The following is a 13,713-nucleotide window of genomic DNA, read 5'->3' on the forward strand; positions in this document are numbered from 1 at the left end:
TCTACCCTCTATATTCCTTTTGTATCTGAGCTTTGTTGTTTTCATGTTCCTCTCTAAGATAACGTGAAAACCGGAAGCTGTCCACGAACGCCTCCAGTACATCCAAGCGTTTCTGCTGCCTGATTTCGTCCCGGAGTGTTTCGATATACCAGCGCGAATCTCCGATACGGTCTCTCATCTCATCGCGGTCTGTCGTGCACTTACCGTGACCAGGGATAAGCAGCTTGATGTTTTTTTCATCCACCACTTTTTCCAGTTTATTCACTGTGTGTTTGTAGGCTTCGCTGTCATGATGAATAAAAGGAAATTCCACATCACTTGCATAATCTCCGGCAATCAAAATCCCCAATTCATCTATTACAGCAAATACCCCGTCAGCCTGATGACCCGGCGCAAGATAAAAAGATACGGAAGTATTTTCTTTTTTTATCGTCTGTTCATCATGATCAATGATAATATCAATTTGAGGGTACTCCACGGGATAAGAACGCTCGATGTAATAATAGTCATCAAAGTCCTGCGCTTCCTGCAGAATCTTCTTCTTGTTGGTTCTATCCACAAATCCCCGGGAAGCAATCGTCACAGCTTCCGGAAATGCCTTCCATCCATGAATATGGTCAAAATCAGAATGCGTAAAAAACAGATATTTATGCTGTCCGCCATCGTTTTCGGCGACGTGCTGCCGAATGGCTTCGATTTCACCTGGAAGCCAGGTTGGATCCACGATTAGAATCATATCTTTTGTAACAACGACAGTGGACGTTGTCTGATAAAGGTCGCTTTGAAATACAGTGACATATTGATTTTCGTATTGTACCGGCATCCATACCACCTCTTTCGTTCTATAAAAACCACGTATTGCCTGATAGAATAAAGCATTTCTTGGCATATACCCGTTTTATCACAACGATAAAAGCGTAAAAAGGAGCTCGCGTGAATGAAACATTATGTATACCTGCTCTTTGTTGTCCTGCTGAATGCCTGCGGCCATCCAGCGTATGAAGAAGGGGAAAAAATAGATGCTGAAGTGATAGATGTCGTGGACGGTGACACGGTGACCGTTGATATGGAAAAAGGAGGAGAAGAAACGCTCCGGCTGCTTTTAATCGACACGCCGGAAACGGTACACCCAGACGAGCCCGTGCAGCCTTATGGACCCAAAGCAAGTGAGTATGCGAAAGAACTGCTCCCCGAAGGTAAAGATGTCACCGTGGAAATAGACACGACCATCCGTGATGATTATGACCGTTTTCTGGCGTATCTCTGGGTCGACGGGAAAATGGTCAATAAAACGATGGTGGAACAAGGGCTGGCCCGGGTGGCTTACATTATCGAGCCCAACACCAGATACGTGGAACGGCTGCAGAAGGCCGAGCAACAAGCGCAGCAGCAGAACCTTGGCATCTGGAGCGAAGACGGCTATGTTACCGGTGACGGATTTCAGCCGGCAGCTGTGCAGCATGCAGCATGTGATAACCCCCATATCAAAGGGAACCACAGCTCCAGCGGCGATTATATTTATCACACCCCCGCCAGCCCTAATTACGAGCAGACCAAAGCCGAAGAAATGTTCTGCAGTACCGAAGCGGCCGAAGAAGCCGGTTACCGCGCAATACAGCGGCCATAGACACAATCAGCACCAGCGAACAGATGCCGTCACAGTAAAATTCCGAACGATTTATGAAAGAATCGTTCGGAATTTTATTATTTAGTGATGTCATTGTCCCAGACTCTTATTTGACATTTACTTCAACGCTATCATAAGCAAGGGAACTCCGATTAATGATTAGTCCAGCATTCCTTGCTCCTGCAAATACCCTGTTGCAACGTCTTGTATTTCCTGCCCGCCAATATTAACTTTATGCATTAGATCAGTCATTTGTTCAGTACTGATTGTACCAACAAGAGATTCCAGTATTTCATTAATTTTTGGGTAATTTTCGACAACTTCATTTGTTGCGACTAAAGAAGATTCATAAGGTGGGAAGAATTGTTTATCATCTTCAAGGACTTTCAAATTACGTTCTATTATTTGCGGATCCACGGTATAAGCCGTTACAACATCCAATTCACCACTCGCTATGCCTTCATACATCAGGGAAACGTCCATACCGCGGGCATCGGCAAACTTAAATCCATACGTTTCCTGAAATCCTTCATAGCCATCATTCTCACGTTCAATCCAAGCGTTATCAGTTCCTAGTGTTAATTCACCTGCGTATTCTTTCAAGTCGGTAATAGTATCAACATTGTTTTTTTGTGCAAAATTCTCTTTAACCGCAATAGAGTAATTGTTTATAAAACCAATCGAATCGTACCACTTAATGTCATATTCTTCTCCAAAGAGTGTTTGCGCTTTTTTCAATGTTTCCTCTTGATCTGTAGTATATTCAACATCATCAAAATAATTGTTGTATACTTCTCCGGAGTAAAGACTGGCAATATCAAATTCACTACGTTCAATACCGGCAAATATTTGGGGGCTGGCCGGCAGATCCTCGACAATCTCAACTGTATGATCTGTTTTATCTTCAATGAGTGATTTTACTATCTGCACATTAATTTTTGCATCCGTACTGGTAGCTGCAGCCACAGTGAAATTTTCGGACCCCGAGTTGGAACTGCACCCTGCGATTAACAATAAAAAAGCTGCTACAATCGTGATTACTAGATGTCTCATTTTCACTATTCAACTCCTGTTGTATTTAATATTTGAAACGCTAATCCTCTCTTCTGCTCTCTGTATCACATCTTCTATTATTGTTATGCCTGCGCCAATTAAAATAAATAATGTAGAATTGAGTTTATTGCCTGTGTTGTATCAATTTGTTTGTCATTTTCTTTAGGAAACTTTTCTGTTAAAGGTAAGGTGACATGACTTTCCCCAGGATACACATTAACGGTAGTTCCCGGTTCTGGTCTTGTTGTATACTCATGGTCACTTGAAACAATAACTAAACCGATTTTATGCCCTGCTGAAAATTCATAGTCGTGTGGTTCCATGTTCCAATCGAATGTATACCGTTGACCCGGAACAAGAGCCTTAGATTCTGATATAGACTCTACATTTTGAACATCCATCCACCCTCTTGTAACAACTTCTGTACCGTTTGGCCCGTAGTCAACCAGCCAAGCCGATAAATTAGCTGCAGTGCCATTTATACTTGCATTGATAGATAAGCTGGGAGTTCCGCTCAATCTAATGTTCTCCGTCAAAGCAGGGCTTAGATAAGCCAAACGATTTGAAGACTTCACTGACGGATCCTTTATTAGCTCTCTTGCGGTCTTAGAAGCATTATCTGTAAAACTTTCTGTTTCATTTTTCACCGGTTTTTCTTGGAGGGTTAACCCGGCCGAATCATCAGAACTGTTGCTTAAATATAATGTCTGATCTGATGCATCAACACGGGGCCATGCTTTTAATGATTCCCATGAACCAGCAACGTTTTCTATTTCTACCTTTGGCTTCTCCATAATTCCACTATCGATGTCATATAACCAATAATCAAACCATTTATTCAAAGTGGTTAACCACTTGTCGCTCCGTTCATCATTAGGATCGGTATGAGCGCCTTGGTGTAACCATAGTTTGCGCGGAACGTCATTCTGTCTAAGCTTTTCCCACCACTTCGCATATTGCTTCCGCTTAACATTCATATCTTTCAAACCATGAACGACGAACACACTTGCATTAATATTATCGGCATTATTCAAATAGTTCCGCTCGTCCCAAAATTCACTATAATCTCCAGTTTCACGATCCTGGTCCTTTTCTAATTGATCTATAACCTCTGCACACACTTCTGGATTATCACGTGTGAGCACCCCTTTGGCTAATAAGTCTAAGCCGTCTCCTTGATAACCTCCCGGGGCAACAACAGCTCCATTTGCACGGTAATAATCATAATAATTACTAATCGCACCAATAGGAACAATGGTTTCTAATCCTTCTACGCCTGTAGCAGCCACGCCATTAGCGAGAGTGCCATCATAGGATTTTCCCACCATACCTACCTTTCCAGTTGTCCAATCAGCCCGGACCTCTTGTCCATCCTTACTGTAGGCTGGTGCACGGTTATTCAACCAATCCACAACCGACTTTGCGGCATTTATTTCGAGCTCCCCTCCAACTGTCGGGCATCCTGTTGATTCTGCAGACCCAAGACCGTCTGCGATCACAACTGCGTAACCGCGGGAGACAAAATAATCTTCATAATAGTTAGGCAGATTGTAAGGAATCCCATCGTACAACTCTTTATCCACATTATGATAGTCAGGATAATCCAGACCTGCGTTATAAGGACTCATATTATAAATAACCGGGACTTTAAGTCCTTTTTCGGTTTCTGCCGGGCGGATAATCTTCACAGAAATTCGCTCATTTGCCCCGTCCCCATCATTGTCAAAGGTTGTTTCTACATTAACTGTTTCCGTGATAGCCTCTTCGTGCGAGAACACTTCTTGTGTCATTCCGTTTTCAACTAAGATGTCCGGCGCAGATCCATCTTCTGCTTCGGTTTGAATAGCTGGAAATAGTCCGAACATTGCTGCTGAGGTACATGCCAAAACAAGATATTTAGGTATTAATTTCATGTTGATTTATATCCCCCATTAATCTGTATGTAGTTGTCTTCATATTTTTTTAAAGACTTTCATAACATCGCAGTTTCAGAATTTTATCTGAATTTACTAGCAAGATGTGCATACGGTATTGTTTGTTCGCGTTTCCCTATTATTGGTAATTTCGAGGTATGGTCTCCTCCCATGTTTTACGGAAAATTTCTTCACCGTTTAACAGGGCTACCATAGTATTGGTCAAATAAAACGATGCATCATCACTGGTCATAATACTGTCAGTGAACAACTGCGTATCCCAGTCGTCACGGGCAACAGTCAGCTCCCATTCGCAGCGGATGTTAGCAGAAAGTGGATCACCAGAGGTGATCGTGAATGTATTTTTATTTTTGCTTCCGTGCCTGATGCCATTGTTTGGCAATAGGCGTTCTCCTTCATCGGAATAGTCCTGCAATTGCCACGTATCTGATATGGTATCGTGAACAACATCGCGCGTCCGCTTTTCCGCTCGTAAAATTTCCTTGTCGATGGGTTGAGCTATTTCCGGTATTTCAAATGATATGTGCGAATCTGACTCTGGTTTTGGCGTACGTACGGGTAACACCAGCCTGGTTTCTTCGTTTGTTAAAATAGTCAGAGTTGTTTGTTTCGGTGAAGGCCATGCCTGAGGCCAATACGTTGGTGCTACAGCAAGTTCTAAACGATGTCCAACCGGTATATTCTGACCCAGAGCATCCAGCTTCACTTCTGCTTTATAAATTTCCCCAGTATCAAGCGGTTCTGGATATTCATGGGATCTTAGATGGTTCAGATTCAACATCCCCCAACTTATCAATGTGGACTCGCCTGTCGGTGCCTTATCACATAGTTTTGCGGCTATAAACACATTGGGCTGATCAGAGGTGAACGTCATATGGAAAGCTGGCTCACCAAGCAAGTCAATGCTTTCCTCCATTGGTTCTGATGTAAATACAACTGCTTTCCCATTTTCCAAACGCTGGTCTGCCGGCAAATCCCCCGGTTCCCCAAACGGACAGTAGACGCCTGCGTACATTCCATGTTCCTGCACGCTTGGGACGATAATCTTTTGTTCATCAGATGGGTTTTGTTGTAATTGGTGATTTTTGCCCAGCCAATAATTATGTTCCGCTACCTGTCTAGATGGCCAACTCTCATCCGCAACCCATTTACCCGGCCTTTCATCGTAATCCACTTGTGGCAGTTCACTGTTTTGAATCCATGATATTAATTTAGGATCATCTTTCACTCCTGTATCAATGCCTTTCAGCCATTGATCCCACCATCGCAGACATTCCTGTAAAAAACCTATTGCCGGTTCGGGCCTGGCGACTTCAGGAAATTCATGAGCCCACGGGCCAATCAACCCTTTTGCGTAGGGAAGGTTTTTCAATAGGCTAAATACCCTGTCTGTATACCCATCCTGCCAGCCGCTCACTGCAAAGACTGGAATGTCTACCTTGGAGTAATCTTCACATATAGAACCATGTTTCCAGTAGTCATCCCGTGTCTGATGGCGCAGCCATTCATGTACATAAGGTGTTGTATTTAATCGCTGCAGCCAGTTTTCTTTCCAACCTTCTCCTACAACATTCGGATCTTGAGGTCTGGCACTGTAAGCAAACATCGTTGATGCCCACCAGAGTATGTCTGAAGCCAATATATTGCCTCCACGGTAATGTACATCATCAGCATAACGGTCGTCCGTTGAACACAGGGAGATCACTGCTTTCAAAGACGGATGTTGACGACCCGCAATCTGCAGACCATTAAAACCTCCCCACGATTTTCCTATCATACCGACATCTCCAGTGGCCCATGCCTGGCGGCCGATCCAGTCAAATACCTCCAAGGCATCATCATGTTCCTGTTTTAAATATTCATCAGGCAGATAGCCATCTGAATTACCAGTGCCTCGAATATCTACTCGAATGCTTGCATACCCATGACCAGCAAAGTAGGGGTGACGTATAGAATCACGTATGGCAGTAAAATCATCCTTTCGGTAAGGCAGATATTCCAAAACAGCCGGAACCGGATTCGTTTTTGCATCGACTGGCAGCCAAATTGTTGCAGCAAGAAAGCTGCCGTCTGATAACGGAATCCATACGTTGTCGAGTTTTTCGATTTCTCTGGGGAAATCCTTTTTAATTTTTCTATTAACTGAATCAGCTACGTTAAACACCATAATAGCTTCAACTCCTCATAATATATTGTAAGAGTTTCTGATTTTAATATTTTTGTTTAACCACGTCCGTATTCATATGTGATTAAATGTTTTTTCTCGGGAATGACAACGTCTATAATACTTCTGCTTATATAATGCATCGTATTTTTGGCTGCTTCTTCTTTTGTGACATTTTTTCTTAGATTGAGGAGGTTTGTCATCATTCCTGTCCAAATAAGCATCGTTAAATTTGCAATATAATCAAGATCTGCTTCGTCAATAAAACCTTCCTCGATGGTTTTTTGAATGAATAATGTACTTCGTGTAGCAATATTGTGGTGCGTAATAATAGATTGCACCTCTTCTGACAGATTAATGAGCTCATTGGCATAAACCTCATAATACATCTGGTTCATTTTTTCCGGAATGACACCAAGATTTTCAATGTACAAAAGAGAATACACCTCTAGATACTGAAATGAATGACGACAAAAACATTCCCACCCGTACAGCCATTCGTCTATGGTGTTTTCACCTTTCTTCATATAATTTGGCAGATCCTGAAAATAGGCAGTAGTATAACGCATCGCCGCAAAAAACTTCAAATGAGATAAATTTTGAAAATAATTATAAACAGTTGAGCTTGTGTACCCCGCGCGATCAGCAATTTCTCTTATTTTAATATTACTCATGCCCTTTTCTTCGATTAAATCCGCAGCCGCATTCAAAAAATATCGCCACATTCTAGCATTTTGAATTTTTTTCTTTTCGTCTGCTGCAGCCATCTTCTCATCATTCCAATCATCTTTTTATATTTCATTAACTAAATGGCAACACATAAACTGATAGAGTTAGGCTAGCCGCTTTTTTGTTTTACGCTCTACTAACCCTAGTGCTAAATCAGCAATAATAGCTATGAGTGTAGCCGGAATGGCGCCGGCGTATATTTTTATATCATCCTGTAAGCTGATCCCGGATATAATTTCCTTACCAAGTCCGCCAGCTCCGATGTAAGGGCCTATTGCCGCTACAGAAACAGCGATAACCGCAGCCAGACGGAGTCCCGCCATTAAGTAAGGAATGGACAAAGGAAATTGTATCTTGGCAAGCAGTTGTAAAGGCGACATACCTATACCTATACCTGCTTCTTTAATACCGTCATCCACCTCCTTTATTCCAACGTATGTATTTTTAACGATTGGCAGCAGGGAATAGAGAAACAAACCAATAGCAATCGTTTTAAAACCAAAACCAAGATACAGCATAAGTATAGCCAACATCGCCAAACTGGGAACAAGCTGTATAACATTTGTAATCGATATAATAACCGGGGCCAATTTTTGAAACCTTGCAGCCAAGATGCCAAGCGGTATCCCAATAACAAGAGAAAGAGCAATACCGCAAGCAACCATCAGGATATGTTCAATAGTTAACGCCAACAACTCATTAGAGTTTTCAGCCATATACACAGCCAACTCAGTTATAAAATTCATGGAAATCCCCTTCCCCTGTAGTTCAGCATTCCTTTTCCCTTAAAAGTTCTTTAGCAGCATCTGTTATTTTAAAATTATCCCAAAAAGAAAATAAGACGAAAGACAATCTTCTTAATGCCAATTTAGTTTCGGAATATTAGGAATAAGAGAATATTTTTTCAATTTTATTTATAACAAGATCTAGTGAAATTGCTATAATAATCGCTAAAAATGTTCCAGTAAAAATCATCATAGAATCGTTATAGCCAATACCGGCCAGTACAAGATCACCCAACCCTCCGGCACCGATTAATGCCGCTAAGGTTGTCCAACTAATAATGTACACAGACGTCACCCTAATACCGGACATTATATAAGGTAGTGCTACAGGTAATTCAATTTTAAATAAACGTTGGATTGTTCCATACCCCATTCCTTTGGCAGCTTCGATTATACCTGGATCAATCGAATTCATACCGGCATATGTGTTTCGAAGCAGCGGTAATAATGAATATAAAAACAAGGCGACAACAGCCGGAACAAATCCGATACCAAATAAGGGAATAACAAGCGCCAATAAAGCGATCGTAGGTATGGTTTGAAAAATATTGGCTATATTAAATGTAATGGTCTTTATTAGGTCACTTTTTATTTTCGTCAAGTAAACAGCTAATGGTATCGAAAACGTAATTGATAAAGCAATAACTGTCAGAGAAATGATCATATGCTCATACATATAAGCCAGAATAGACGAATAATCTTCACGCCAATATTTCATATATCCTTGGAAAAATATCATTTATTGCTCACCACATTCGTACTCCGACGTAACACGCCATTCATAAAGAAGCTGATACGGATCAAGTGTTCCCACTAGCTTCCCGTTTCCGTCAACCACAGGAATAGTTGTATTGATGCTGTTTAATTCATTTATTACTTCCACCGTCTCTGTGGTACTCTCAATAGTGTAGGTATCCGATTCAACCAAATTTTCGATGGTTTCTTCCTGGTTATCCAAAGCACCATAAAGGTTTATAGAGCCCAAATACATATCGTCTTGGGTTACAACCGGGATATTAGTCAACTTATAAGCAGTCATTTGCTTAATAGCTTCGGCCGTCGAACTATCACTTTGTATTGATACGAATGATTTTGAGATAAAGTTATCTAAAGACGGTAGTTTTTGTTTGGGTGTTAAACGCTTTTTACCAATAAAATCTTTTACAAATTCATCTGCTGGATTGGCAATGATATTATTTGGTGAGTCTTTTTGAATAATATGACCGTTTTTCATTAAAATAATCTGGTCCGCTATTTTGAGTGCCTCGTCCATATCATGCGTAACAAAAATAATAGTCTTATTAATTTCACTTTGCAGACTTATTAGTTCATCTTGCAGTTGTTCCCGACTGATAGGATCCAATGCACTGAATGGTTCATCCATTAAAATAATAGATGAGTCTGCAGCAAGAGCCCGGATCACACCTATTCGCTGCTGCTGACCCCCACTGAGTTCAGATGGAAAGCGATTCATGTAAGTATCGGGGTCTAGATTAACAAGCTGCAACAATTCCATGACACTCTTTTTAATTTTTTCTTTAGGCCATTTAAGTAATTTTGGTACTGCAGCTACGTTATTATAAATAGTCATATGTGGAAATAATCCTATGTTCTGAATGACATACCCCATCTGCCGCCTCAGCTCAATAGGATCAATTTCTTTTAAATTCCTGCCATCCAGCAGAATTTCACCATCTGTGTAATCCACGAGTCTGTTAAGGAGTTTCATAGTTGTTGTTTTTCCACAGCCACTCGGCCCTATCAATACATTGATTTTTCCATTTTCAAAAGCCAAATCGATATTGTTTAATGCTTGAAAACCATCTTCATAAACTTTTCCAACACCTTTGAGTTCAATCAAATCAGCGAATCCCCCTTTGCAGATTTATACATAATACCGGTGAATACTACTTACTCTTTGTTATTTAATTGAATCCAACCATTTCATGAACGTGTTCTTTTTATGAACATGTTCATGAATCACTTTAATAAACTCTATAAAAATTGTCAAGTTGTAATACTTTAACGCGGTGGCAAAAACTATTAATCCCCCAAATATAAACAATGTTCCAATAAAAATGTACTTTCTGGAAACAAAATGTTGAATGTTTTTTATTTTAAAGGAGTGTCAATAGAGGCATGACGAAGGAAGGGCTTCAATATGTTCTGACTGTAGTCGTTTATATTATTTGTGACCGCGCGGATGAAAGAAATATTGACAAAGAAAATTTTTAGCTTTATAACAACCAGTTGATTTTATCATATAGAGGAACAGAGACAGGAAATTACCAGAAGTAAAGCTGGCTCATGTTGAAAAAGCATGTTTTATTGAATAAACTTCACAACTGGTTATAAAGATGATTATATGAATAACTTTTTGTGTCATGGCAGGTTTGAATGTATTTTTATACTAAAAAAACCGGTTGAATGTAAAAAGTCAACCGGTTTGTCATATTACCCTATTTTCAATTCCTGCGGAGGTTCTCCTGCTTTATTCATGAGCCTCATGCCTTCAGGCTGGATTTCCAGCATAATGAATGCAGGATCGTCGATTCCGTCAAACCAGCGGTCCATGCTTTCATGCCAGAATTGCTGCTTAGTGGCTTTGTCTTCCCGGATGACAGCTTTCCCAGATACCTCGACGTACAAATCATCCAGTCCTTCTCCTTCATATCAAAGCAGAATATGCACATGCGGGTTTTCCTCAATTTCCTCGGCCTTATGCGTATCTTTGCTTGTCGGTGTATACAGCGTAATATCATCATGATAAAACGTCATGTACCTTGAATGCGGGCGCCCCTTCTCTACCGTGGCAAGCACGCCTGTTTTGTATTCATCAATAATATGCAGGATTTTATTTTTGAGCTCGTTTTGTTCCATCAAACTTTCTCCTTTCCTTTTTGCATCTAGAAATAGTCATTCCCCCGCTGCAGGGTGTGTAAACCTTTCCACTCTATTCCAACTATCCATATCCTTCATATTTCCTTACACTTTATAACAAAGATGCCGATATTAACATTGGCTTTTCATTTAGTAAGGAGGAAAAAACACGACAACACATACCAGCACCGATACAGACATCAGCATTCTGGACGCCTTTGTAAAAGTGGCTCCGTTTTTAAACCAGTTGTCCCAGGAGGATGTAACCGTTGGGATCTACAATACAGAAGAACTCGTACTAAACATACCCGGCGAAACATTCAAGCTTCCCGTGAAAGTAGGAGATCCCTTACAGGAAGGCGACATTATCTCAAAAGCTATTTTTGAAAACAAGGCCCAAAGCATGAATGTGCCAAAAGAGGTGTTTGGCGTGCCGGTAGCAGCCAATGCCATTCCACTCCGCGATGAAAACCGAAATGTCATTGGCGGTGTCGGCCTTGGAACCAGCATAGAAAAAAACCAGCTGCTCGCAGATGTGAGCCGTGATCTGACCGATATGTTTGAGAACATGAGTGCTTCCATTGAAGAAATTACGTCCTCCATTGATGAATTATCCGGCAATCTAAACCAAACCACAGAAGCTTTCGAAGAGATGGGAAACAAAGTCAGCAAGATCGAATCGTTTTCCGAGCAGGTGACCAGCATCTCAGAAAAAAGTCATATTCTCGGACTGAATGCTTCCATTGAAGCAGCACGAGCCGGGGAATACGGCAAAGGATTCGCCGTGGTTTCCAAAGAAGTTCAGAACATGGGGAGCCAGACGAAACAGTTTGCTGCCGACATCCAGAGAACAACGAATGAATTAAGTGAAAAAATAGCATCATTGCAGCACATGGTGAAAAACGTCAATGAACAATCGACGGAGCAGGCCAAAGCCATGGACGATATGTCGGAAACGGTGCAGCACGTGTATCACGAAGCGCAGAAATTACAAGAGATGGCATCGAACCATATTCATCAAGGAAAAGGAGACTAAACCATGTCTTACACATTCAATGACTTACATACACAGGCAATCGGCGGGAACTGGCGTGACGGAAACGGCACCCTTTACATCCAAAACCACAACCCATACTCCGGTGAGCTTCTTGGAACAGCTTCATCCGCATCACCTAATGACCTTCATGCTGCCTATGAGAGCGCTGATCAAGTGCAGAAAGAATGGAACGGACTCAACCCGTACAAAAGAAGAGACATGCTGCTGGAACTGGCAGTGCTGCTGGAAAAAAGGGAAGCGGAGATCACAGAGTTAATCATAGATGAGCTCGGCGGCACCCGGTTAAAAGCCGGATTTGAGATTGGCCTCGTGAAAGATATGATTAAAGAAGCGGCGACCTACCCGCTGCGGATGAACGGGCAGATTCTTCCTTCCCCGGTAGACGGAAAGGAAAACCGTGTATACCGGATGCCGGTCGGCGTGGTCGGAGTGATCAGCCCATTCAATTTCCCATTCTTTCTATCCATGAAATCCGTTGTAACAGCTGTCGGAGCTGGAAACGGTGTGGTCATCAAACCGCATGAAGACACTTCAGTTACCGGCGGTACCATGATTGTTCAGCTGTTTGAAGAAGCAGGATTTCCTAAAGGACTGGTGAATGCCGTTCTGCTGGATCTCAGTGAAATCGGAGACTTGTTCGTCTCCCATCCGTTAAACAAAGTGATATCCTTTACAGGGTCAACGGCTGTCGGGAAGAAAATCGGGGAGCTCGCCGGACGTTATCTAAAAAAAGCCTCCCTTGAATTAGGAGGAAACAGTGCGCTGATTGTCCTTGATGACGCCGATATCGATTATGCCGTCAGTGCCGCTGTGTTCAGCCGCTTCACCCATCAGGGCCAGATCTGCATGTCCGCCAACCGGATTCTCGTCCATGAATCCATCAAGGAAACCTTTCTGGAAAAATACAAAGAAACAGTAGCTTCCCTTAAAGTCGGCGATCCTCGTGAGGATGACACTATCATCGGACCGCTTATTAACAAAAAACAGGCAGACACGCTGATGAATATTATTGACAATGGGATCGAAGAAGGAGCTGTTCCTCTGTTAAAAGGCGAAGCCAATGGCAGCCTCGTCTCCCCGACCATCCTGACAGAGGTCACTCCGGATATGAAAGCAGCCCGCGAAGAATTGTTCGGGCCGGCCGTCAGTGTGCTTACCTTCCGGACCGATGAAGAGGCACTCGATATTGCCAATGCCTCGGATTATGGTTTAAGCGGTGCTATTCATACCGAGGACATTGAACGAGGTGCAGAACTGGCAAAGCGCATGGAAACAGGCATGATCCATATCAACGACGGTACCATTAACGACGAGCCGATTGTTGCATTCGGCGGTGAAAAAATGTCTGGTATCGGCCGGTTAAACGGAGACGAAAGCCTGGATGCTTTCACTACGAAGAAATGGATTTCCGTCCAGCACACAAAACGGGCGTTTCCTTACTCTTAACCAACACACTTTTTTAAACAAACGTTTGATGAATCAGA

General features: G+C 42.0%; 11 protein-coding genes and 1 pseudogene. 3 read left to right on the top strand and 9 right to left on the bottom strand.

Annotated features, from left to right (window positions below):
• Position 1: 1 nt before the first annotated feature.
• Complete coding sequence (locus BM058_RS06495; RefSeq protein WP_177195454.1) at positions 2 to 823, bottom strand: MBL fold metallo-hydrolase; 822 nt, start codon at positions 821 to 823, stop codon at positions 2 to 4.
• Between the two features lie 114 nt (positions 824 to 937).
• Here BM058_RS06495 and BM058_RS06500 point away from each other — a divergent pair, with 114 nt between their 5' ends.
• Positions 938 to 1,627 carry a thermonuclease family protein gene (locus BM058_RS06500; RefSeq protein WP_090926222.1) on the top strand — a complete coding sequence of 230 codons (690 nt, stop codon included), beginning with the start codon at positions 938 to 940 and terminating at the stop codon, positions 1,625 to 1,627.
• 159 nt (positions 1,628 to 1,786) lie between these two features.
• On the opposite strand, the gene BM058_RS06505 is transcribed toward BM058_RS06500, so the two are convergent.
• The 8 genes and pseudogenes from BM058_RS06505 to BM058_RS06540 form a co-directional block, all read right to left on the bottom strand.
• Positions 1,787 to 2,680, bottom strand: coding sequence for a glycine betaine ABC transporter substrate-binding protein (locus BM058_RS06505; RefSeq protein ID WP_090926267.1), 894 nt, complete (start codon positions 2,678 to 2,680; stop codon positions 1,787 to 1,789).
• Positions 2,681 to 2,778: 98 nt separating this feature from the next.
• Positions 2,779 to 4,593, bottom strand: coding sequence for a Xaa-Pro dipeptidyl-peptidase (locus BM058_RS06510; protein ID WP_090926223.1), 1,815 nt, complete (start codon positions 4,591 to 4,593; stop codon positions 2,779 to 2,781).
• A 139-nt stretch (positions 4,594 to 4,732) separates the two neighbouring features.
• Complete coding sequence (locus BM058_RS06515; protein ID WP_090926224.1) at positions 4,733 to 6,781, bottom strand: CocE/NonD family hydrolase; 2,049 nt, start codon at positions 6,779 to 6,781, stop codon at positions 4,733 to 4,735.
• Positions 6,782 to 6,837: 56 nt separating this feature from the next.
• Positions 6,838 to 7,545, bottom strand: a complete 708-nt coding sequence (locus tag BM058_RS06520; RefSeq protein ID WP_090926225.1) for a TetR/AcrR family transcriptional regulator — start codon at positions 7,543 to 7,545, stop codon at positions 6,838 to 6,840.
• A gap of 66 nt (positions 7,546 to 7,611) precedes the next feature.
• A complete protein-coding gene (locus BM058_RS06525) occupies positions 7,612 to 8,253 on the bottom strand; it encodes an ABC transporter permease (RefSeq protein ID WP_090926226.1) in 642 nt (213 codons plus the stop codon).
• Between the two features lie 136 nt (positions 8,254 to 8,389).
• A complete protein-coding gene (locus BM058_RS06530) occupies positions 8,390 to 9,031 on the bottom strand; it encodes an ABC transporter permease (protein ID WP_090926227.1) in 642 nt (213 codons plus the stop codon).
• Complete coding sequence (locus BM058_RS06535; protein WP_090926228.1) at positions 9,032 to 10,153, bottom strand: betaine/proline/choline family ABC transporter ATP-binding protein; 1,122 nt, start codon at positions 10,151 to 10,153, stop codon at positions 9,032 to 9,034. It abuts the gene before it with no gap.
• 593 nt (positions 10,154 to 10,746) lie between these two features.
• A pseudogene (locus tag BM058_RS06540) lies at positions 10,747 to 11,172 on the bottom strand (pyridoxamine 5'-phosphate oxidase family protein).
• Between the two features lie 226 nt (positions 11,173 to 11,398).
• Here BM058_RS06540 and BM058_RS06545 point away from each other — a divergent pair.
• Positions 11,399 to 12,208: a methyl-accepting chemotaxis protein gene (locus tag BM058_RS06545; protein WP_090926229.1), complete on the top strand. Its 810-nt coding sequence runs from the start codon at positions 11,399 to 11,401 to the stop codon at positions 12,206 to 12,208.
• Positions 12,209 to 12,211: 3 nt separating this feature from the next.
• Positions 12,212 to 13,675 (top strand): aldehyde dehydrogenase family protein, encoded by a 1,464-nt coding sequence (locus BM058_RS06550; RefSeq protein ID WP_090926230.1) that lies wholly within the window; start codon positions 12,212 to 12,214, stop codon positions 13,673 to 13,675.
• Positions 13,676 to 13,713: the final 38 nt, after the last annotated feature.

It is taken from the genome of Salibacterium qingdaonense (assembly GCF_900114715.1).
GTDB lineage: Bacteria > Bacillota > Bacilli > Bacillales > Marinococcaceae > Salibacterium > Salibacterium qingdaonense.

Coding starts and splice junctions, on each gene's coding strand:
- BM058_RS06495 (WP_177195454.1), bottom strand. CDS start 823: ATGCCGGTACAATACGAAAATCAATATGTCACTGTATTTCAAAGCGAC.
- BM058_RS06500 (WP_090926222.1), top strand. CDS start 938: ATGAAACATTATGTATACCTGCTCTTTGTTGTCCTGCTGAATGCCTGC.
- BM058_RS06505 (WP_090926267.1), bottom strand. CDS start 2,680: ATGAGACATCTAGTAATCACGATTGTAGCAGCTTTTTTATTGTTAATC.
- BM058_RS06510 (WP_090926223.1), bottom strand. CDS start 4,593: ATGAAATTAATACCTAAATATCTTGTTTTGGCATGTACCTCAGCAGCA.
- BM058_RS06515 (WP_090926224.1), bottom strand. CDS start 6,781: ATGGTGTTTAACGTAGCTGATTCAGTTAATAGAAAAATTAAAAAGGAT.
- BM058_RS06520 (WP_090926225.1), bottom strand. CDS start 7,545: ATGGCTGCAGCAGACGAAAAGAAAAAAATTCAAAATGCTAGAATGTGG.
- BM058_RS06525 (WP_090926226.1), bottom strand. CDS start 8,253: ATGAATTTTATAACTGAGTTGGCTGTGTATATGGCTGAAAACTCTAAT.
- BM058_RS06530 (WP_090926227.1), bottom strand. CDS start 9,031: ATGATATTTTTCCAAGGATATATGAAATATTGGCGTGAAGATTATTCG.
- BM058_RS06550 (WP_090926230.1), top strand. CDS start 12,212: ATGTCTTACACATTCAATGACTTACATACACAGGCAATCGGCGGGAAC.